This is a genomic window from Iningainema tapete BLCC-T55 (assembly GCF_014698965.1).
GTDB lineage: Bacteria > Cyanobacteriota > Cyanobacteriia > Cyanobacteriales > Nostocaceae > Iningainema > Iningainema tapete.
Window position 1 is genome coordinate 18,859 of the sequence record NZ_JACXAE010000101.1, and the last position, 20,460, is coordinate 39,318.

General features: G+C 40.6%; 15 protein-coding genes. 9 read left to right on the forward strand and 6 right to left on the reverse strand.

The window, feature by feature from the left end:
* Positions 1 to 57: 57 nt before the first annotated feature.
* Positions 58 to 1,968 (reverse strand): acetate--CoA ligase family protein, encoded by a 1,911-nt coding sequence (locus ICL16_RS34100; protein WP_190836021.1) that lies wholly within the window; start codon positions 1,966 to 1,968, stop codon positions 58 to 60.
* 379 nt (positions 1,969 to 2,347) lie between these two features.
* Here ICL16_RS34100 and ICL16_RS34105 point away from each other — a divergent pair, with 379 nt between their 5' ends.
* From ICL16_RS34105 to ICL16_RS34125, 5 genes are all read left to right on the forward strand, one after another.
* A complete protein-coding gene (locus ICL16_RS34105; RefSeq protein ID WP_190836022.1) occupies positions 2,348 to 2,563 on the forward strand; it encodes a hypothetical protein in 216 nt (71 codons plus the stop codon).
* A gap of 351 nt (positions 2,564 to 2,914) precedes the next feature.
* Positions 2,915 to 3,769 carry a cyanophycinase gene (locus ICL16_RS34110; RefSeq protein ID WP_190836023.1) on the forward strand — a complete coding sequence of 285 codons (855 nt, stop codon included), beginning with the start codon at positions 2,915 to 2,917 and terminating at the stop codon, positions 3,767 to 3,769.
* A 112-nt stretch (positions 3,770 to 3,881) separates the two neighbouring features.
* Positions 3,882 to 5,567, forward strand: a complete 1,686-nt coding sequence (locus ICL16_RS34115) for an alpha-amylase family glycosyl hydrolase (protein ID WP_190836024.1) — start codon at positions 3,882 to 3,884, stop codon at positions 5,565 to 5,567.
* A 60-nt stretch (positions 5,568 to 5,627) separates the two neighbouring features.
* Positions 5,628 to 6,107 (forward strand): dUTP diphosphatase, encoded by a 480-nt coding sequence (dut, locus tag ICL16_RS34120; protein WP_202895856.1) that lies wholly within the window; start codon positions 5,628 to 5,630, stop codon positions 6,105 to 6,107.
* An 88-nt stretch (positions 6,108 to 6,195) separates the two neighbouring features.
* Complete coding sequence (locus tag ICL16_RS34125) at positions 6,196 to 7,080, forward strand: restriction endonuclease (protein ID WP_202895857.1); 885 nt, start codon at positions 6,196 to 6,198, stop codon at positions 7,078 to 7,080.
* 31 nt (positions 7,081 to 7,111) lie between these two features.
* Here ICL16_RS34125 and ICL16_RS34130 read toward each other — a convergent pair whose 3' ends face one another.
* Genes ICL16_RS34130 through ICL16_RS34140 form a run of 3 tightly spaced genes read right to left on the reverse strand, consistent with a single transcriptional unit; the run spans position 7,112 to position 11,299 of the window.
* Positions 7,112 to 7,606 carry an ASCH domain-containing protein gene (locus ICL16_RS34130; protein WP_190836025.1) on the reverse strand — a complete coding sequence of 165 codons (495 nt, stop codon included), beginning with the start codon at positions 7,604 to 7,606 and terminating at the stop codon, positions 7,112 to 7,114.
* Positions 7,607 to 7,611: 5 nt separating this feature from the next.
* On the reverse strand, positions 7,612 to 9,744 hold the full coding sequence (locus ICL16_RS34135; protein WP_190836026.1) for a GNAT family N-acetyltransferase: 2,133 nt from the start codon (positions 9,742 to 9,744) through the stop codon (positions 7,612 to 7,614).
* Between the two features lie 43 nt (positions 9,745 to 9,787).
* Positions 9,788 to 11,299, reverse strand: a complete 1,512-nt coding sequence (locus ICL16_RS34140) for a thymidylate synthase (RefSeq protein ID WP_190836063.1) — start codon at positions 11,297 to 11,299, stop codon at positions 9,788 to 9,790.
* An 85-nt stretch (positions 11,300 to 11,384) separates the two neighbouring features.
* Here ICL16_RS34140 and ICL16_RS34145 point away from each other — a divergent pair, with 85 nt between their 5' ends.
* The 4 genes from ICL16_RS34145 to aroF all read left to right on the forward strand — a co-directional run bounded on the left by ICL16_RS34145 (position 11,385) and on the right by aroF (position 15,711).
* Entirely contained in the window at positions 11,385 to 12,668 is a 1,284-nt protein-coding gene (locus tag ICL16_RS34145; protein ID WP_190836027.1) for a purple acid phosphatase family protein, read from the forward strand.
* A gap of 1,016 nt (positions 12,669 to 13,684) precedes the next feature.
* Complete coding sequence (rpsO, locus tag ICL16_RS34150; RefSeq protein ID WP_190836028.1) at positions 13,685 to 13,951, forward strand: 30S ribosomal protein S15; 267 nt, start codon at positions 13,685 to 13,687, stop codon at positions 13,949 to 13,951.
* An 11-nt stretch (positions 13,952 to 13,962) separates the two neighbouring features.
* Positions 13,963 to 14,430 (forward strand): PAM68 family protein, encoded by a 468-nt coding sequence (locus ICL16_RS34155; RefSeq protein ID WP_190836029.1) that lies wholly within the window; start codon positions 13,963 to 13,965, stop codon positions 14,428 to 14,430.
* A 222-nt stretch (positions 14,431 to 14,652) separates the two neighbouring features.
* Complete coding sequence (gene aroF, locus ICL16_RS34160; protein ID WP_190836030.1) at positions 14,653 to 15,711, forward strand: 3-deoxy-7-phosphoheptulonate synthase; 1,059 nt, start codon at positions 14,653 to 14,655, stop codon at positions 15,709 to 15,711.
* A gap of 51 nt (positions 15,712 to 15,762) precedes the next feature.
* On the opposite strand, the gene ICL16_RS34165 is transcribed toward aroF, so the two are convergent.
* Complete coding sequence (locus ICL16_RS34165) at positions 15,763 to 16,656, reverse strand: hypothetical protein (RefSeq protein ID WP_190836031.1); 894 nt, start codon at positions 16,654 to 16,656, stop codon at positions 15,763 to 15,765.
* Positions 16,657 to 16,764: 108 nt separating this feature from the next.
* Positions 16,765 to 20,370, reverse strand: coding sequence for a pyruvate:ferredoxin (flavodoxin) oxidoreductase (gene nifJ / locus ICL16_RS34170; protein WP_190836032.1), 3,606 nt, complete (start codon positions 20,368 to 20,370; stop codon positions 16,765 to 16,767).
* Positions 20,371 to 20,460 lie beyond the last annotated feature (90 nt).

Consider the following 20,460-nt stretch of genomic DNA (forward strand, 5'->3'; position numbering starts at 1 on the left):
GCTCAAATTTCGCGTCTCTACAAAATTCATTTATTTCGGCATTAACGTGAAATGGTATTAAACTACCGTACCGATTTCTTTCAAATAAACCCTTGTAAATGGTTCACCTTCGCCCAGGCTGTACTCTTCAATTAAACCCCTACGTCGAATAGAAATATTGTCTCCTCTTCTAATGACAACAGTAGAGTCATCAAAGATGTCTCGTGCTAAAGTCATCTCGATATCAGTAGGTTTATTCAAAACTACCATGTTGCTACCGTAGTAAAACATCCCATCGCGCTCCAGAATGTCTTCGTCATACTCAGCAATCAACAAGTCTAGTTTAGGATTGCGTAGTAAACTTTGGACATTGTTGTTATAGTCTTTGTTCAAGATTTTTTCTGAACGATTGACAAAAACTGCGTCACGGCAAACAGCACCAATTGTCCAGTCGGGATGTTGTAGAAGAATATGATCGATCGTTTCTTGAAGCTCTTGAACTGAGATATCGTTGAAGGTGATAATGGGTATCCTAGATTCTAGACCTGATTTAAAGAAGGTTTCTAGAATATGTGAAGGTACATCAACACTTTCACCAATCGCCGGGTTAAGGTGCATTAAAATTCCTGGTGCAGCATTGATTTCTAAAATGGCAAAGTTCCCAGACTTCCATGATTTAGAAAGAGTTGGGGTGATAACATCAATACCCAAGCAAGTGAGGTTGAAGTGCTGGGCAATGTCTTGTGCCAAAATAATATTGTCAGGGTGAACGGTGCGTGTTGCATCAATGCTTACACCTCCAGCCGAGAGATTAGCCACTTTGCGCAAATAAACAGTGCGATCTTTCTCCAAAACACTATCTAATGATAATCTTTGTTGTTCGAGATACTGTTCCATCGCGTCATCACACTGAATTTTGCTCATTGGTGATGTGGGTGTATCCCAACGTTTTGGTTGTCGATTTTCCTCACGGATTAACTCATCAATTGTAGAGTCACCGTCACCGACAACCCATGCTGGGCGACGTTCGGTTGCAGCAACAAATCTGCCGTTGACACACAGCAAGCGAAAATCAGCACCAGAAATACTTTGCTCAACAATTACTCGTGTTGGCTCCTGCTCTGGAATTGCTTTGACTGCCCGATTAAAAGCAGATTCTAGTTCATCATCATCGCGCACTTCAGCCGTTACGCCAATTCCTTTATGCCCGGATACAGGTTTGACTGCTACTGGGTAGCCAATTTCTTTAGCCACTCCAAAAGCTTCTCTTTCTGTAAAGACGATATCTCCTTGAGGAACTGGGAAGCCGAAATTGTTTAAAAATGCTTTACAGTCATCTTTACGAGTGGTGAAGTCGGAATCTAGATGACTGTCACAATTAAATGTTGCTGCTACACCCCTGACTTGTTTTTTCCCATAACCGTATTGCATCAATCCTTCATCCCACAGGTAAAATGTGGGAATACCTTTTTGAGATGCTGTACGTAGTAAAGCATAAACAGTCGGACCACCGTAAGCAGATTGTCTGAATCTAGCTTGAAGTGTTGCAATCTGATCCCCTAAAGCAATGTCTTCATCTTGCGTAATGGCTTCAAACCAATCCCACACTAAGTACAGTACAGCCCTTGTGGTACGTTCATGAAGTGATTGTACGCTAATTCTGGCGTAATTTAGATGTGGCTTTACATCCCATTGGTTGAGGTGTAAACCCATATCTAGCTTTCCTACTTCTGACGCAGTACGCGCAAACAAATGGGCATAAGATTCGTATGTCTCGTCTCGGAGGTGGGAGTAGCGATCGCCTATTACTGAGATATATTCTTCTATTGGCAAAGTTCTAGTGTTTCCAGTCAATGCAAAATCAAACACTAGCGCCCCTGTCTCTAAGTAGGGATTTGGACCATTGTAATGCTTGAAGTTAAAGATATCAAATGCATCTGTTTTTCTTGCATTTACACGGACTGCATCAAGTATTCTTTCTCTCACCATTGATTCTAACCCCTGTCTAAACACCCTAGATCCTGGACGCTCTCGAAAGCGCTTTCTGTTGATTCTTGTCTATTAATTTACTTTATTTTCAAAACAATAGCTAGAAAAAATGCTACATATACACTTTTTTTTCTCTAAGTATTGGTGGCAATCTATACTTTCCTTGTATTTTACATTGATTGCAAAACATTACCAGCTATCTAAAGGTATAATCATTCCAAATGCATATTTTTATAATTTAGTCAATATCTAAAAAGATTTGAATTTGAAGCTTAACTTGGGATAGAAGAATAAATATATACCCTTTGAAAGGTGTGAGTGAACACATTTACTGTTTATAAATGTTAATAATTAGGCAAAACAAAGGAGACAGCCAGTTATGAATAGCACAGAAGCTGTTCTCAGAAATGAAGTAGAACATCTTGCTGAAGAAGCTTTTCACCGTAAGCTAATCTCGGGTTACGGAGATGGTCCAGATCAAAACGAGTATCAAATAGTGTTTCAAGGCAAGCCAAGACATTTTTCTTTAGAACAAGCCCGTTCATTTTTGTGTGAATTACTTTTTGATAACCAAGTTAGTAATGTAAACATTTAATCAAAAAAATGAAAGGCATTTAATTAATAGCGATCGCACTTTTTACAAGCAATATTTGCTAGGGAGACAAAATTGTTCTGCCCCTAGCCAAAACTCCCGTTTTTGTTCACATGGGAGTTTTTTGTTATTCAAATTAAGTCGCAATTTATCTGAATTTTTTATTCTACAATTATTCATACATTAAAATACATTTCTAATTCATTTAGACTGCTATAGTTATAAACTGATTAAGTATAAATGCTTAAAAAAATAAAATTATTGACTTTTTGTAGTTTAATCTACCAAATGAATGTTTTTAAGTTTTAATTGTCATGATTAATTGAAAATAATTAACTCATATCAGGAGGCATTATGTCTGCCAGTGAAAATAAAGGACCTTTAGTAATTATAGGCGGAGCGGAAGACAAAGAAGGAGATTGTCAGATCCTACGGGAGTTTGTCCGCCGTGCTGGAGGTACGAAGGCTAGAATCGTCATTATGACAGCAGCTACAGAACTACCAAGAGAAGTAGGAGAAAATTATATTAGAGTTTTTGAGCGGTTGGGAGCTGAGGATGTTCGGATTGTAGACACGACAAACCGTGATGATGGCTCTTCATCTTCAGCATTAGAAGCAATTGATAAAGCTACAGGTATATTTTTTACCGGAGGAGATCAAGCTCGAATTACAAGTATTTTAAAAGATACGCAAGTAGATGCAGCTATTCACAAACGCCACTCTGAAGGCGCGACTATAGGAGGTACAAGCGCTGGGGCTGCTGTAATGCCAGATGTAATGATAGTTGAAGGTGACTCAGAAACAAACCCCCGGATTGAAATTGTAGACATGGGTCCTGGTATGGCTTTTCTACCTGGGGTAGTAATTGATCAACATTTCTCACAACGTGGACGTTTGGGACGCTTAATTTCGGCTTTAGCGCAGCAACCTGCTGTTTTAGGATTCGGGATCGATGAAAACACAGCTATGGTTGTTACTGATAACCAAATTGAAGTGATTGGCGAAGGTTCTGTGACAGTTGTTGATGAATCAGAAGCTATACACAGCAATGTTGAGCAAATTCTTAAGGATGAACCTTTGGCAATTTGTGGGGCAAAGCTTCATATTCTACCACACGGCTACAAATTTGATTTAAAAACTCGTAAGCCGATCCTAAATGGTCAATCAGTGATGAATGCAACTGATGTAACAGAGGAAACCAATATCTAAGTAGAGACGCTCCGCCGGAGCGTCTGTACAGGAGGCACAAATATCTACTCATGGCTCTTGACTACTTCTTTATATATAAATTTAATTATGGTAATTGTCTTCAGGTGTGGAAATGACCTCGAAAATAGAATTTAATTTGTTTGCTCCCCGTAACAAAGAAGCTGCTTTAATCGGGTCTTTTTCCGATTGGCAAGAGATCCCCATGACAAAAGGTGATGATGGTTATTTTCGCACATCTGTAGAACTAGAAGACGATATTTATCAGTATAAGTTTCGTATTCAAACTAAGAGTCCAAATTTTGAACCAGCTCAATGGGTGGATGTGATAGATCCTTACGCAACAGATGTTGATGAAACCCGAACAGTTGGTATAGTACGAATTAAAGATGGCAAGCGTATTGTTGATAGTTATGTTTGGCAACATGATGACACGCTATTGGCAGAAAATCATGAATTAGTAATCTATGAAATGCATGTGGCAGATTTTACTGAGGGAGAAGTTGACTCAGATCAAAAAGGAAAATATTTAGATGCGATTGAAAAGTTAGATTACCTGAAGGAATTGGGGATCAACGCAGTTGAATTAATGCCTGTCAACGAGTATCCTGGCGATTATAGTTGGGGATACACAGTTCGCCACTACTTCGCTACAGAATCAAGTTACGGTTCTACAGAAGATTTAAAGCAGTTTATTGACGAGTGTCACAGTAGAGGAATTCGCGTTTTTATTGATGGAATATATAACCATACAGATGGAGAATGTCCTTTATTACTGATTGACCGGAATTACTGGTATTATGAGCATAAGCATTATCCTGAAGACCCTCGAAATTACTGGGGACCAGAATTTAACTACGATAACTATGATGAAAAGTTAGACGTTAAACCAGCATGGAAATATATAGGGGATGTGGTACGTTTTTGGGTTCAGGAGTATCACATAGATGGAATTCGCTTTGATGCGGTGCGTCAAATAGCTAACGATGATTTTCTCGAGTGGCTTGCTCATCAATCAAAGAAGAATACTGCACCTAAGCCATTCTATAATATTGCTGAACACATTCCAGATACAAGTAAGATTACGACACCAGAAGGACCGCTAGATGCTTGTTGGCATGAAAGTTTTCGCTACTTTATAATTCCCCATATTTGTGGTGAGACGTTTGAGTTATCTCAACTGAAGGAAGTTTTAGATCCGAGAAAGCAGGGTTATGCAACTGCCACAAATGTAATCAATTATTTGTCAACTCACGATCGCGAACGTCCTTTACGAGAACTAGGCGATCGCGGTATCTTTGACGAAGCTGCATTTACAAGAGTTAAGTTAGGCGCTGTTTTATTAATGACAGCAATAGGTATACCGATGCTCTGGATGGGTGAAGAATTTGGTGAACATAAGCGCAAAAGTAAAACTGTGACTCAGCCGAAGAAAATTGCTTGGGCTTTGTTAGAAAACGACCAGAATCGTGATTTATTTGAGTATTATAAGAAACTCATCGCCTTACGTAAACAAAATCTTGCCTTGCAAAGCGACAACATTGAGTTTTTCCATGAGAATGCAGATGCTAAAGTAATAGCATATTTTCGTTGGCATGATGGAGGCGATCGCGTCCTCGTTATCGCAAATTTCTCTGACCAAAACCTCTCTGGTTACAATGTAGAGACGCGACATGTCGCGTCTCTACAAAATATGTCGATACAAAACTGGCAAGATTTATTTACCAACACTGAGATAGCTGCAACAGAAAATGGTTTAGTTACTGACTTACCAGCATTTACAGCTAGGGTGTTTATTTAATGTTTTCAAAGCCATCTCAATGGTATAATCTAAAACCTGAATATTTAATTAGAGAGTTACATGGCTCCCGATAGTCGAGTGATTGTAAAAGTTAAGCGACTGACACCAGAAGCAAAACTGCCTAGATATGAACATCCTGGGGATTCAGGAGCTGATCTTGTTGCTGTCACTGATTGTACACTACAACCGATGCAATGGTTTCCAGTGCCAACTGGTATATCAGCAGAAGTGCCGATGGGTTATGAATTACAAGTTCGCCCTAGAAGTGGCTTGGCACTTAAGCATGGTGTAACGGTGCTAAATTCTCCTGGAACAGTTGATGCTGGTTACAGAGGAGAAATCAAAGTCATCTTAATTAACTTTGGATCTGAACCCTTTAATATAAGTAAAGGGCAAAAGATCGCTCAGCTTGTAGTAGCCCCTGTTATGTCAGGACAATTTGAGGAAGTTGACGAATTATCTCCATCCCAACGTGGTAGCGGTGGTTTTGGTTCAACAGGGATCAATTACATTGAAGTAGGCGATTCATCGCAGCATTAATTAAGTATTGAGTAAAAAAGCTTTTGCTTAGATAAATGGCATCAGAATGGAGTATTTATAAATTGTGATCCCAGACTATCAAAATTTAATGCTTCCGCTTTTAAAAATTTTAAAAGATAGACAAGAGCATACTCTCAGTGAGGTTCTTGAAACTCTTGCTCATGAATTTCATCTCACTGATGAGGATAGAAAAGAGTTGTTACCCAGTGGCAAACAGGCAAAATTTGATAACAGAGTGGGTTGGGCTAGAACCTACCTGAAGAAATCAGGTTTACTTGAAAGTACTGGAAGAGGAAAATTTTGCATAACTCAGCGTGGATTAGAAGTATTGGCAACTAATCCGGAAAAAGTTACTAAAAAGCTTTTGGAGCAATTTCCGGAGTTTCAGGAGTTTAAAAATTCATTACCGTTGTCTCCTCAACTGCAAGTAAATGAAAGTGTAATACTAGCTCAAACACCCGAAGAATTATTGGAGCTAGGTTATCAAAGTTTACAAAAGCAATTGGCTCAAGAAATCTTGAATATTGTAAAAAATTGTTCGCCGAGATTTTTTGAGAGAATAGTTGTAGACCTGCTAATAGCAATGGGATATGGTGGTTCAAGAGAAGATGCAGGTCATGCAGTAGGTCAAACTGGAGATGGTGGAATAGACGGGATTATTAAGGAAGATAGACTAGGTTTAGATATCATTTATATCCAAGCTAAAAGATGGGAATCTACAGTTGGAAGACCGATAGTGCAAGCTTTTGCTGGAAGTTTAGAGGGTATGAGAGCAAAGAGAGGTGTACTAATTACTACCTCTAAATTTTCCAAGGAAGCTTATGAATATATCAAATTAATAGAGAAAAAAATTGTACTGATAGATGGAGATCAGCTTGCTGAACTAATGATTGAGTACAATACGGGAGTTGGAGAAGCTGAACGGTACATAGTAAAAAAAATTGATTATGACTATTTCAATGAAGAATTGTAATAAAAAATTATTTATGCTAATAATTTTATTTTTACTTTTGCGGTAATAGTTCTATTTGATAAGCTTTAGGTTTGTTAGATAGGCTTAAAATATCATGCTGCGCTATAGATTGAACAAGATTTAATTCTTTATCTTTCAGATAGCGGTAGCATTGAGGAGGTCGAAAATCTACCCACTTCTCTCTTAAACGTTCAAGTTTTATTGGTGAATCAAAACTAAATGTTTTTCCTAAAAAAATAGCAAAGCCAACAGATGCATTTTCATAGTATTTTTGAAAACTTTCATAACTAATTCCAGCTTTATCTTCAACTAATTGCCAAAGCTTCTCCGGAACCATTTCGACAACTTTTTCTACCTCAAGTACACCAAACAATGCCTTCTCAGGAGATGTAACATAAACGAGAATCAAATCGCCCTCACGTAAATGGCGAGGTCTGACTCGACGAAGCTCAACCTGCTTATCACCGTCAAATATCATGCTTGCGTATTGATGCTGAATAGATAGCAAAAGTATATTTGGCGACATTATACTCATCTCTCTTTAGGAGTTAAAGTCCCTAAATTATATATCATTATAAAAGCTTCTGTCGTTATTCTGTAGGGTGCTCTAACAGAAATCTTTTTTCCTAAAAGCTGTTCAATCTCCTTCAACTCTATTGGTTTTTTAAATAACTCCGTATCGCTAAACTTGACAGCCATGATTTCTCTGTTGAAATCGTCTCTAGCTGTTCTCATAACGTCTTTAAAGCTATAGATTCCTAGCCTTCTAAACCTTTTATGTAAATCTGTAGGTTTATCAATCACAATTTCATCAAGTCGAGAACAAGCTCGAATGGCTCCAAGAATAGAAGAATTGTTTCTACCACTACCAGCTTTGCTGACATACCACAAAATTCGACCTGGAGCTTTTAGTCCACCAGAAGCTTGCTTTGAGCGATAGTACACAACTTCACGTCTTAGGGCAAGGTCTTCCTTGGCTCCCCATATAACTTGCTCTGCCAATTCTTTATCAAATAAGTCTTTAGCCCACCATGCTTGAATGGGAATGATAAAGTTAGGAATTTCAGCATCAGTAATTTTAGCAGGATAAAGCATACCTTCAATATCAGCCATCAGATTTATGTTGCTAACTAAATCTTGATCTGTTAAGATTTCCACTAAAGAAAGATATTGCTCGTAGCTTTTACCCAATTCTTTACACAAATTAGAGATATACGAGGAGATCTCGGCTGAACTACAGGTAATTGCTAAATTAGTTCTCAACCAACCATCTTCTGTTTTTAAAAACCTATCTTCCTGAAGTGCAATAGCAGTGTGTTCTTGCAAATTAGTTTCAGAGATTCGGGTGAATTGTCTTTGTTCACTAGCAGCAGTAGAAAAACACTGAAAGATACAGTGACGTATGATAGTAGGTGTAAACTGGGTATCTTTGAAGCGACAAACAGGAACTTTTAACTCATGTTTTTTTGCTCTATCGTAGACTATTAGGGCTATTAGTTCTTCTCTACGACCAATTGTAAAACATTCAAACTGCTTTGGATTTAAAATAAATTGGCGAATTCTTTTCCTGAAATCATCTTTATTTTCAGTTTCATGGCAGATAAATGTATCAATTATTGACTCTTGTTCTCCGCTCTGTACGCGCTTTTTTTCTATACTAGTTCCAGCTAAACGAATAGGTTGATAATCAGTTTCTCTACGCAGTTCGTCTAGCCTAATAATCAGCTCAATAGGCTGGATTATCAGCACATTGAATTCTTTATATATTTCTTCTTCTATTTCTAATAATCGTTGTTCTCGTGTTATAAAAAATGGGGCTTTAATACTAGAGCCAATCACTCTTGCCAATTGACGAAAATCTGAGGCATTACTCTCCTTCATATCTTCTGGAAAAAATTTGCGTATAGCCTGACAAGCCTCATTAAATGCATTTTGTGTGCAAGGAAGAAATGTAAATTTATCGGCAGTTAGACGTAGTTTTTTCCTCTTTTCACTATCTTTATTCTTGTTGATCTCATTTTTGATTTCATCGGTTAGACACAATTCCAGTTCGGGCTCTAACCAATCAGCGATTAGAGCTTTAGATTCTTTGCTTTCCTCATTAGACGTTTCATTGTTTGCTAAGTCATAGAAAATATTTGTATCCATTGCTACACAGATCCTAGACTCAGTTTTTTGCTGGGTGAGGGTAGTTAATAAGTTGGGATGACCATAGTTCAACCACCACTCAGTTAAAGTAGTTCCATCCTTACTTCTCCCTGGTCTTTCATGTACGGCAACAAACCCAAGAGAAGCCCACATTCCATCTAGCTTGTAATCACGACGGCAGGATGCGAGAATACCATGTAAATGAGGAGTCTTTTCGCTTAAATGTTTAATCAGTGCCCTAGCAATTCCTCGACCTTGCCACATCTTATCTACACATAGATGTGTAAGTTTCACTTTATAGCCACTAATATCGTAGAGAAGGTAAGCAACACAACCTGCTTCTGGAACTATGTAGCCAAGGATACGACCTTCTGCTGCCAGCCTACGGAATGCGCCATAAGGCAAAAAACCAAGAGTTGTTGAGTTAGCATCTCCTAACTGTATTATGGTTTCCAGATGCTTGGAGTTTTGACTAATTTCTTGAATAGTGAACTGTTGTGGCTCATTTGATTCCATTTAACCTACCTTGAACAATGTATGGAAATTATAATACCTTTGGTTAAAGTTTGATTTTTAAGGGTTGATCTTGATGGTATGTGAGTTTTTGCTGTGATGACAAAGCAATTTCTGCTTTTTGCAATTCTGCTCCTAGATACATCGCGTGTTCGACTTGTAAACTAGGACAATCTGTTGCTATTTGCCGATAAAGTTGAGTAGCAGATTTACTGGAATAGCAGTTAACTACTTCTCCAGATCCTGGAGTCATGTGTTCAACCAAAATCTTGTCTTCCTGCACAGTAATCACAAAACTGCCAGCAGGATCGGCGTAATCTCTTGCTCCACAAATCTTGGTATATTGTGATTTAATCAAATTGTCGGCATTTTCCCAGCAATCATCATATATATGAGCGCTTTGACTAATAGTAATTAATGGTCCCATTTTTAATTTAGAGTATGAGCGTTGGCAGATCTCATCCATAATTACCGCTTGCAAAGCTCTCAAACCCATGGCATTAGCAGGCCATGCAGAGAACATATCATTACTACGAAAAGTCGCAGTCATTGATAGCTCTTGATTAACTACTCTCACCCAAATATGGTTAAGGCAAGGAGGATTTTCGTTAGTATCAATCCTCACATCCCATAAAGACATAACTGCTCTAGCTGAATCAATATCTCGTACTAGCCGATTAATTACTTGCTCTACTTGATCAATTCCAAAGTGAGAACGTAAACGTTGACCATATGTATATTTAACTCCTTCTTGGTGTGGTGCATCATCTAAAATCTGAGAAATATATTCTTGAAGGAAAGATCGATCAATAGGCAAGTAATTCGGTTCAGGAAAAAAGAAATCTGGTGGCTCATCAGTAACAACAGCCGTTAAATCTATTAATTCCTGCCATTTACCATCATATCCAGTGGGGCGAATTGTTCCTGTAGTCTTAATGCGATGAATTATTTTTACCCAAGTTTCAGCGATTGTTTTACCTTCTATTCTGTGTCCGTAACGTGGTCCTGGTAAAATCTTTGGTATAACCTCTTTGAGGGGATATTCCAACGGTAAACTCCACGGTTGTATGATTCCTCTTTGTGCAAAAGATTTAACTACAGTACAAACTTCAGCAATCGATCGCGCTTCCGTAACCTCTATACTCTGGCGTAGATTGTGCAGGATAGTTTCTGGAATTTCCAGATCAATGTATCCTACAATGGACGAGCAAACTACCCAAGAGCGCCGCCCTGTATCACTCACACCTTCTACAAACCCATTGCGGAAAAAGTCCAGCAAGCATTGACATGCACCCGCATTTTTATCTTCCTTCGTAGCGTTGAGAACAACCAAAAACCGGACATGGGGGTTAAAAAGCAAATTGCGAATCAGCAAAGAAAGTCCCCGTGTGGGAGAATATAACTGACCAATCACCGCATAATCCTGCGCTTGCAAGTGCTTTTGCACATTCGCTTTCACAGTCCATCCCGTAATTATAGCCGTTTGACCCTGACCATAAATAAGTTGATTCGGCTTATGCAGTGCTGTGTATTGGAATTGAGACGCGATCGCTGTCATGTTTTTATCAAGCAAATTCTACTATAAACACTGGCAGAAAAAATCAAAGCCACTAGGCGACAATAGAAAAAAATGCATTTTTCCTATGTCAGTTATAGAAAATAAAGAACAAGATCTCCAGGGCATCTCCACTCAATTGCTAGAACCAGCAAAAAGAGCCACAAGTCCATATTTGCAAATAGGTACTGAGTCTAGCATAATTATCCGTTGGACTACTGATACTCCTGTTCAAGGTAAAGTTTGGTATGGCAAAGATCCCGACCAACTTTGTTTAACACAAGAAGAAACAATAATTACCTGTAACCACATAGTCAAACTCAACGAACTTACGCCCGACACTAAATATTACTACGCAATTGGAACACAAGCAGAAATACAAACGTGCGGAACTGAAAATTACTTTTTTGTCACAGCACCATCCGCTCAAGCTGTGGAAATTCGACCACTGCGGATTTTAGTTTTAGGAGATGCGGGAAGAGGCAACGAAATCGCAGCCCAAGTGCGGGATGGATACCTGAAATTTACGGGATCGCGTCATACAGATTTGTGGCTGATGTTGGGTGATAATGCTTATGACATTGGCACTTATGAGGAGTATCAGCGCGGGATATTCCAGATGTATCCCCAATTGCTACGTACCAGTGTCCTTTGGACGGCAATCGGTAATCATGATGGTGGGTGTGCTAATTCTGTATTGCAAACAGGCCCCTACTACGAGCTTTTTTCTCTCCCCTCAAATGGAGAGGCGGGCGGTGTACCGTCTGGAACTGCGGCGTATTACTCTTTTGATTATGGCAATATCCACTTCATCTGTCTTGATTCTTATGGAAGTGAGCGCGAGCCTGAAGGTGAGATGTTAACTTGGCTGAAGCGAGACTTAGCTTTAGCAAATCACGATTGGAAGATAGCTTTTTGGCATCATCCTCCCTACACCAAAGGCTCCCACGATTCAGATTTTGAGATTGAGCTCATCGAAATGAGAGAACACGTTCTTCCCATCTTAGAAGAGGCGGGTGTAGATATTGTACTAGGTGGTCACAGCCACTCTTATGAACGTTCTTACCTCATTAACGGACATTATGGAACTTCAGACTCTTTTACTACCCAAATGAAAAAGGATAGTGGAAGTGGACGAGAAGATGAATTGGGATCGTATCAAAAACCTCACTCAGGTTCACATACAGGGACAGTATATATAGTGGCTGGAACATCTGCTCTAGCCGATGTGGTATCACCTCATCCAGCAATGTATACATCACTGAGTATTCCCGGATCGCTGGTGTTGGATGTACAAAGCAAAAAGCTTGACGTTACATTTATTGACACTCAAGGGGAGGTACAGGATTACTTTACGTTGAGAAAATGCTAACCTTGGCGAAAAAAATTATTACCCCCTAAACCCTTTTTTGTGAATAAATATTTGGCATTTTGGCAACTATTCAAATTTAGTAATGCTTATTATTGACTCATAAATGCCATCCTGTTGTGAATTTCACAACCTCCTCCCCCGGTGAATAACCGGGGTTCTTTTTAACAAACGACACACTCATCTGTGCCGCCTTCATACCCGTCTGTTTAGTCTAGGTAATTAGCCTGGGGCTTTACTTTATTCAATTGTACTAAGAGTGTAAATCAAACTAAATAGTATTTATGCCAAATTTTTTAATTAACTACTATTTTTTCCTGTTGATATGTTTCATAGCTGTAGATGAAATTAAGACAGTTTTGATTATCAGGGAGCATCATATGACATTTGATAATGATCGCGGCAGCGGTAGATTTAATTAATAACATGAACTCATCACAAATTATGCTAGTTGTGATACAAAGAGTACGTTCATCTAATGTTCTTAGTCAACAATGAATGAAAGTATGAAAAATGACACATGACAATCAATACATCTTCATGTGTCATTTGAACAGGTACAGTTCACAACTGATTGATGAGTAGAAAGCAACAAAGTAGATCAACAGCATACGCCTCCTCATCCCTTCTGGCAAAATTTTACTTCGGTGGTTAACGCTACTGTGTAAGGTGTACAGCTATGCTTAGTCTGTATCAAACCCGTAGTGTTTAAAAACCACTCCAAATTATTAACGCCGATCTTAACCGTAGCGATAGATACTAACACTACCAAGATAGTAGTCCAAGTGTTTTCCTGGGGCATAAATTTTTTGGGTAAATTTTTGATTTAATATAATAGCACTGGTTTTACGGATACCGGAGCCAAGCTTGTAGTCACCAGATAGTTACCGAAGATGGTAACAATTTCCTTTGACCGGGCAGCAGACAAAGTAAGGGACATTGTTTCGCGAAGACCGTCATTAGTCATTAGGCTGTGATATTATGAGAAACTGCTGCATAATTTAAAAATTAATTGGGTCATGCTAACGCAACAGCGCAAACAAGAGATCATTACACAGTACCAGGTTCACGAAACTGACACTGGTTCATCTGAAGTCCAAATTGCGATGTTGACTGCGCGGATTAACCGCCTCAGTGAACATCTCCAGGCAAATAAAAAAGATCATTCTTCCCGACGGGGATTGTTGAAGCTGATTGGTCAGCGTAAACGTCTGCTCGCTTATGTTCAACAGGAAAGCCGGGAAAAATATCTAGCTTTGATTGGTCGTCTTGGTATTCGTGGATAGGATCAACGCCTATGTCTTCTGAATCTGAAGGCAATCGTTTGCCTTTTGAACCAAACAAAAAGCGACAAAAACCAGCAAAAGCCCAAAGCAAACCACCAGTGGTCAAAGAATCTGGTCAAAAGGAAGAAAAAAAACCACCTTTTACCAAACAAGAAACGGCAATTCCCCAAGTTGTCAGCCAAAGAATGATTCGTCGAGTAGCTGCCTTCTGTGGAATACCAACAGCGTTGGGCATTAGCACCCTGATTGTCAGCTATCTAATCATTTCCTACGCCAAAATCAAAATACCTGCTATGGCAGTTTTACTGGTAAACATGGGACTTTTTGGTTTAGGGGTGTTGGGAATAACTTATGGCGTCCTCTCTGCCTCCTGGGATGAAGATAGAGTGGGGCATTGGTTTGGTTGGAGTGAGTTTACTACTAACTGGGGACGGATGGTAGCAGTTTGGCGCGAAACCAGGCAAAAAAAAGCATCATAACCAGCGCTCAGAAAATATGTAACTACCACATCATTGGGTAGATTCTAAAGAAAATGTTGTAGAGACGCGAAATTTCGTGTTTCTACATTAAAAATTTTTGTATACCGATTTGAGTAGCACAACTACTGAGCGCTATATTTATTTATTTGTAGTAGAGACGTTACATGTAACGTCTCTACAAGAAAATTTCCACTCAGCACTCAACCAAGCAGGGAATTTAGCATGATTGTAGTAATGAAGATAGGTTCCCCCCAGGCGGAAATTAACCGCATTAACGAGGAACTTAGCTCTAGGGGACTGACACCAGAACAAATTGTTGGTAAGCATAAGGTAGTCATTGGTCTTGTTGGTGACACCGTTGACTTAGATCCGCTGCAAATTCAAGAAGTTAGCCCGTGGATTGAGCAAGTGTTGCGTGTAGAGCAACCTTTCAAACGGGTTAGCCGCCAGTATCGCCACGGGGAAGCATCTGAAGTAGTGGTAAATACTCCCAACGGACCAGTTACTTTTGGTGAACACCACCCTATGGTAGTAGTTGCTGGTCCCTGCTCGGTAGAAAATGAGGCAATGATTGTGGAGACGGCGCAGCGTGTTAAAGTAGCCGGAGCGAAATTTTTACGTGGTGGTGCATATAAACCCCGGACATCACCTTACGCTTTCCAAGGACACGGCGAGAGTGCTTTGGAATTGTTAGCAAAAGCACGAGAAGCATCAGGATTGGGTATTATTACCGAAGTAATGGATAGCGCCGATCTGGAGAAAATCGCAGAAGTGGCAGATGTCATCCAAGTAGGGGCAAGAAATATGCAAAATTTCTCGCTGCTGAAAAAAGTAGGAGCGCAATCGAAACCAGTTCTACTCAAGCGGGGAATGGCGGCGACAATTGAGGATTGGTTGATGGCAGCAGAGTATATCTTGGCAGCGGGTAATTCAAATGTGATTTTATGTGAACGTGGAATCCGCACCTTTGATCGCCAGTACACGCGCAATACTCTTGATTTATCAGCAGTGCCAGTATTACGCGAACTCACTCACCTACCCATCATGATTGACCCCAGTCATGGCGTAGGTTGGGCAAAATTCGTACCTTCAATGGCAATGGCGGCGATCGCATCTGGATGTGACTCCTTGATGATCGAAGTTCACCCCAACCCCGCCAAAGCCCTATCCGACGGACCTCAATCTCTTACTCCAGAGCGTTTCGACAGTTTGATGCAAGAACTAGCAGTCATTGGTAAAGCTGTTGGTCGTTGGCAACAACCAGCTGTTGCTCTAGCTTAACCCCCTCTTGCCCCCCCTTCATAAGGGGGGGTTGGGGGGTGGGGATCAAAACTAACGGCGTCTACCGCTACCGAAACTGCGACTTGGAGAACGACCTCCACTACCAAAACCACTACCAGAAGGGCGTCTAATAGTAGTTGTTCTTCCCGAAGGTCTTAAAGTACTACCGCCAAACCCAGAACCACTAGGACGTGAGTTTGTCGTAGTATTACGTGGTGTAGTACCGAACGAAGATGAACCACCAGGATAAGATCTTCTAATCGTACCTGTAGAGCGGAACGAAGTACGATTGCGCTCTACCGCAGGTGGCGCATTGTAGCGCTGACGATAACTTTGAACTGCAGCACCATAGCTACTGCCATAGCCACCATACCCATTCAGTACCGATACTCCAGGCTGATAAACTGGTGGTACATAGTACTGGGGTCTAAACAACGCATTACCAATTGCTTGACCTGCCACGCTACCAACTAAAGAGCCGGCAAACGGCGCCCAGAAGCCATTTTGCTGCCGGACTACAACTGTTTCCTGTTGTCCTGTTTGGGGATTGGTTCTATTTTCGGTAACGTTATGGACGTACTCGATTTTGAAATCTTCCGTCAGGTATAAAACAGGTTGCCCATTTTCTACCTTTAAGTAACTTTTTTGGCCTTGCTTGATCTGCTCGTCAGTCAGCCTTGCCATTTGTAAATTTTGGCTTTTAAAAGTAGGGGGTGTACTGTTAATTAAAAACAGTGTGTACTCCCCGGTCGAATCGTCAAAGCTAGCCTGCTGCACAGGATACTGACCATCATTCAACCTTGTGGTAGCATTGGAAGTTTGGCTAACATTCCTAGCTTGAGATGACGTAGTTTGCTGTCCTCCGCCACCGCAAGCAACAGTTGTTACGCACAAACTCAATGCTAAAAAAATAACTGTGAATTTACGCAAAATTGTCATCACCATTTGATTATGCTTCCTACTCCGAGCTTAATCTAAATTTATATTCAATTGCCATTCGTAATAACACTCCATTTAAATTGAAGCATGAAAAAAACCAGCTTAAGGAAGCAATCAGTCTCTGGTTAGACGTGCAGCAAGATATTCATACAACTGCCAACGCGCATCTACTTCAGCTTGAGCTTCTTTCAATAGGCTCTGGGCAACAGTAGAATTACTTTTAGTTAGCATTTTAAAACGATTTTCCTGGTACATTGACTGGTCTATTGGTTTTTGAGGCGATCGCATATCCAACTGCAAGGGATTTTTACCCGTTTGCTGCAACTCTGGATTATAACGATACAGCAACCAACGCCCTGATTCCACTAACGCCTTCTGGTGATTCATCGCCGTAGTCATGTTGATCCCGTGGGCAATGCAATGACTGTATGCTATAATTAAAGATGGACCATCATAAGCTTCGGCTTCTAAAAATGCCTTGAGAGTGTGGTCATCTTTAGCACCGATCGCTACACTTGCCACGTACACATTCCCGTAAGTCATGGCAATTAGCCCTAAATCTTTCTTCGGAGCAGGCTTACCACTAGTGGCAAACTTAGCAACGGCAGCGCGTGGAGTAGCTTTGGATGATTGTCCACCAGTATTAGAATACACTTCTGTATCCATGACTAAGACGTTGACATTGCGTCCACTGGCAAGCACATGATCTAGTCCACCAAAGTCTATATCATACGCCCAACCGTCACCGCCAACAATCCAAACACTTTTCTTAACTAAATAGTCAGCAAGGGATTTTAAATTTTGTATTTTTTGTAGAGATGTTGCCTGCAACGTCTCTACAGAATTTATTAGATCATTTAATCGTTGTTTTAAAATAGCGATACGTTGGCGTTGGTTGTGGATATCGGCTTCTGTTTTTTGTTGAGCTTTCAGGATAGACTGAACTAGGTTGTCACCGATTTCACTACTCAATTGTTGCAAAAGTTCACTAGCAAACTCAGCTTGCTTATCTATAGATAGACGAAAGCCTAGACCAAATTCGGCATTATCTTCAAATAAACTATTAGACCATGCAGGTCCACGTCCTTCACCATTTTTTGTCCACGGTGTGGTGGGTAAGTTGCCACCGTAAATTGACGAGCAACCTGTGGCATTGGCAATCATAGCGCGATCGCCAAATAATTGTGTGAGTAATTTTAAATAAGGTGTCTCGCCACAACCAGCACAAGCACCAGAAAATTCAAACAAAGGTTCTTGCAGTTGTTGTTGGCGAATTTGGTTAACCTTAAGCTGGCGTCGGTCAGGATTTGGTAAATTTAAAAAAAAGTGCCAATTTTCCCTTTGCTGTTGTAGTTTTTGCTGTGGTTCCATGTTAATTGCTTTGCGCTCTGGGAAAGATTTATTTTTCGCAGGGCAAATATCCACGCAAATAGCACAACCGGTACAGTCTTCTCCAGAAACTTGAATAGTAAACTTTAAACCAGCAAAGTCTTTATCTTTGGCATTGACTGATTGAAAAGATGCAGGTGCATGAGCTAACTCCTGCGGTTGATAAACCTTGCTGCGAATCACTCCGTGGGGACAAACGATCGCACACTTGTTGCACTGTACGCAAACATCGGCATCCCAAACGGGAATTTCTTGTGCTAAATTACGCTTTTCCCATTTAGCAGTACCAGTAGGATAAGTTCCATCAGCAGGCATGGCACTTACAGGTAAGTCATCTCCCTGCCATGCCATCATCTTACCTAAAACTTCGCGCACAAATTCTGGCGCACTGATGGAAATGAGGGGTTGTCTTTGAATAGTGCTACTAGCAGTTGAGGGTACATCGACTTTTTGTAAGTTGGCAAGGGTGTTGTCTACTGCTTGCAAATTCATCCGGACGACTTCCGCCCCTTTCTTCCCGTAGGTTTTTTCGATTGCTTGCTTAATTTTGGCTATAGCTTCTTCTTGGGGCAAAATACTTGCCAGTGCAAAAAAGCACACCTGCATGATTGTGTTGATTCGTCCTCCCATACCACTATCGCGGGCTACTTGAGTGGCATTGATGACATAGAACTTCAACTGCTTGGCGATAATTTGTTTTTGCACATCTAGGGGGAGATGTTGCCAAACAGTATCAGCATCATAAGGACTATTGAGCAAGAAAGTTGCTCCAGGTACAGCCGCTTTGAGAACATCCAAACGATCTAAAAATACCCACTGATGACAACCGATAAAATTGGCTTGATTGATTAAGTAGGTAGAACGGATAGGTTTATTCCCAAAGCGTAGGTGAGAAACAGTTACAGAGCCTGATTTTTTGGAGTCATAGACAAAGTAGCCTTGGGCGTAGTTGTCTGTTTCTTCACCAATAATCTTGATAGAGTTTTTGTTTGCCCCAACAGTACCATCTGAACCCAAGCCATAAAACATTGCCCGAATGACGTTATCTGGCTCGGTGGAGAAGTTAGGGTCAAATGTTAAGGAAGTATTGCAGATATCGTCATCAATGCCGATAGTAAAGTGATTTTTCGGTTGGACTTGTGCGAGGTTGTCGAAGATAGACAACACCATTGCTGGGGTAAATTCTTTAGAAGAAAGACCATAACGACCACCAACTATTTTGGGGAAAATTCTGCCACTTCCTCTTTCATCGTCATCTCCCCCATTGGCATTCAGCCATTCTTCGTGGATAGCGGTTACTACATCTAGATATAGAGGTTCACCAACACTACCAGGTTCTTTAGTGCGATCAAGAACGGCAATTGCTTTCGTAGTTTTAGGCAACACATTAATAAACCTTTGGGCATCAAAAGGACGGTAAAGTCTGACTTTCACAACACCTACTTTTTCATCACTAGTGTTAAGGTAATCAACAGTTTCATGCACTGTCTCACAGCCTGAACCCATCAGTACAATTACCCTGTCGGCATCGGTAGCGCCATGATATTCAAAGATTTGATATTGGCGTCCTGTGCGGAGTGCAAATCGATCCATCACTTGCTGAACTATTTCCGGACAGACATTGTAGTATGGGTTAACGCTTTCGCGGGCTTGAAAGTGGACATCGGGGTTTTGGGCTGTTCCTCGTAATACTGGTTTGTCTGGAGTTAAAGCACGATCGCGATGATGGGATACTAATTCATCACTAATGAGCGATCGTAAATCGCTATCCTCAAGCAATTGAACTTTTTGAATTTCATGAGAAGTGCGGAAGCCGTCGAAGAAGTGCATAAACGGTACTCGCGCTTGGAGAGTAGCAGCTTGAGCAATGAGGGCAAAATCTTGACTTTCCTGCACTGAAGCCGAGCATAGTAGAGCAAAGCCAGTCGCACGGGCTGCCATGACATCACTATGATCGCCGAAAATGGATAAAGCTTGGGTGGCTAGTGTACGAGCGGCAACGTGAATGACAGCGCTAGTTAATTCACCTGCAATTTTGTACAGGTTGGGAATCATCAATAATAATCCTTGGGAAGAAGTGAAAGTAGTACTTAATGAACCACTTTGCAATGCCCCATGTACAGCCGCCGCCGCACCACCTTCGCTTTGCATCTCAATCACATTAGGAACAGTATTCCATAGATTGGGACGACCTTGTGAAGACCATGTGTCTGCCCATTCACTTATGGATGAAGAAGGGGTGATGGGATATATGGCAATCACCTCATTTAAAAGGTAAGCAACACGGGCAACAGCCTCATTCCCATCAATCGTGGCAAAGGTTTTTTTCATTATTTCCTCCTGTTATACCTGATGCAGAAGTATGCTGCATTTATTGATGCGATTTTGTCAACAGTCGTAGTTGTGGAGATAATCTAAAAT

Bases quoted from the DNA above. Each gene is read 5' to 3' on its own strand.
- ICL16_RS34145 (WP_190836027.1), top strand. From the start codon at position 11,385: ATGTCAGTTATAGAAAATAAAGAACAAGATCTCCAGGGCATCTCCACT.
- ICL16_RS34115 (WP_190836024.1), top strand. From the start codon at position 3,882: ATGACCTCGAAAATAGAATTTAATTTGTTTGCTCCCCGTAACAAAGAA.
- ICL16_RS34155 (WP_190836029.1), top strand. From the start codon at position 13,963: ATGTCTTCTGAATCTGAAGGCAATCGTTTGCCTTTTGAACCAAACAAA.
- dut (WP_202895856.1), top strand. From the start codon at position 5,628: ATGGCTCCCGATAGTCGAGTGATTGTAAAAGTTAAGCGACTGACACCA.
- aroF (WP_190836030.1), top strand. From the start codon at position 14,653: ATGATTGTAGTAATGAAGATAGGTTCCCCCCAGGCGGAAATTAACCGC.
- ICL16_RS34105 (WP_190836022.1), top strand. From the start codon at position 2,348: ATGAATAGCACAGAAGCTGTTCTCAGAAATGAAGTAGAACATCTTGCT.
- ICL16_RS34140 (WP_190836063.1), bottom strand. From the start codon at position 11,299: ATGACAGCGATCGCGTCTCAATTCCAATACACAGCACTGCATAAGCCG.
- ICL16_RS34135 (WP_190836026.1), bottom strand. From the start codon at position 9,744: ATGGAATCAAATGAGCCACAACAGTTCACTATTCAAGAAATTAGTCAA.
- ICL16_RS34125 (WP_202895857.1), top strand. From the start codon at position 6,196: ATGCTTCCGCTTTTAAAAATTTTAAAAGATAGACAAGAGCATACTCTC.
- ICL16_RS34110 (WP_190836023.1), top strand. From the start codon at position 2,915: ATGTCTGCCAGTGAAAATAAAGGACCTTTAGTAATTATAGGCGGAGCG.
- ICL16_RS34100 (WP_190836021.1), bottom strand. From the start codon at position 1,968: ATGGTGAGAGAAAGAATACTTGATGCAGTCCGTGTAAATGCAAGAAAA.
- ICL16_RS34165 (WP_190836031.1), bottom strand. From the start codon at position 16,656: ATGGTGATGACAATTTTGCGTAAATTCACAGTTATTTTTTTAGCATTG.
- rpsO (WP_190836028.1), top strand. From the start codon at position 13,685: ATGCTAACGCAACAGCGCAAACAAGAGATCATTACACAGTACCAGGTT.
- ICL16_RS34130 (WP_190836025.1), bottom strand. From the start codon at position 7,606: ATGTCGCCAAATATACTTTTGCTATCTATTCAGCATCAATACGCAAGC.
- nifJ (WP_190836032.1), bottom strand. From the start codon at position 20,370: ATGAAAAAAACCTTTGCCACGATTGATGGGAATGAGGCTGTTGCCCGT.